The organism is Arthrobacter sp. P1_D4, assembly GCF_056406115.1.
Genome location: NZ_JBFUAU010000046.1, coordinates 1 through 935, shown reverse-complemented (window position 1 = coordinate 935; position 935 = coordinate 1). Strand labels below are relative to the sequence as shown.

General features: G+C 67.1%; 1 protein-coding gene. It reads left to right on the top strand.

Going from position 1 to position 935, the window contains the following annotated elements; all coding sequences use genetic code 11:
* Nucleotides 1–129: 129 nt before the first annotated feature.
* Nucleotides 130–935, top strand: an 806-nt coding sequence (locus AC1D0A_RS21925) for an IS110 family transposase (RefSeq protein ID WP_476946836.1), incomplete at its 3' end; no start/stop codon positions are given.

The following is a 935-nucleotide window of genomic DNA, read 5'->3' as shown; positions in this document are numbered from 1 at the left end:
ACAGCTGATATGAGTTGAGTCTGTCCTTCACAAACACCTCCGGAGATGTCAGGACGGGATGTATCAGATTCCTTTGAGGACCTGAGGTTGATCCGCGGGATCCTCCCGACACCTTCGGAGGTGTTTGTTATGTCTGTTCAGGGCGTGGTGACCGGTGAWTCACCCGTTGTTGTTGCTGTCGACGTTGGCAAGAGGACGGTCGCGTTGTCGGTCACCGATGCCGCCCGGCATCGCCTGTTGGGTCCGGTGGACTTCGAGATGACCGGACGGGGCCTGGACGGGATCCTCACTCTGATCAAAAGCAGGCTGGCCGGGATGGATGYYCCSGTGAGAGTCGGGATCGAAGCTGCCGGGCATTACCACCGGCCGCTGCTCACCCCGTCCGTGTGGCCCGCGGACTGGCAGGTTCTGGAGCTGAATCCCGCGCACGTGGCCGAGCAGCGCAGGGTCCAGGGACGCCGGCGCATCAAGACCGATGCCCTGGATCTGGAAGCGATCACCGAGCTGGTCCTCAGCGGCAGGGGCCTTCCTGTGACTGCGCGCGAGGCTGTGATCGGTGAACTCGGCGCGTGGGCGGCGCACCGGACCCGCAGGGTCCAGGCGCGGACCGCGACGAAGAACCAGCTGCTGGGCCAGCTGGACCGGGCCTTCCCCGGGCTGACGCTGGTCCTGCCGGACGTGCTCGGCACCAAAGTGGGAAGGCTCATCGCTGCTGAATTCACCGACCCGAAGCGGCTCGCCGCGCTGGGCACCGCCCGGTTCATCCGGTTCGCCGCCGTCCGCGGCCTCCACGTTCGGCAGCCGCTGGCCGAACGGCTCGTCCGTGCCGCCCGCGACGCGCTGACCACGGCGGACGCAGCCGTGGCCCGGCAGGTGCTGGCCGCCGATCTGGACCTGCTGACCGAGCTCACCGCGCAGATCGACGCATCCGAGGC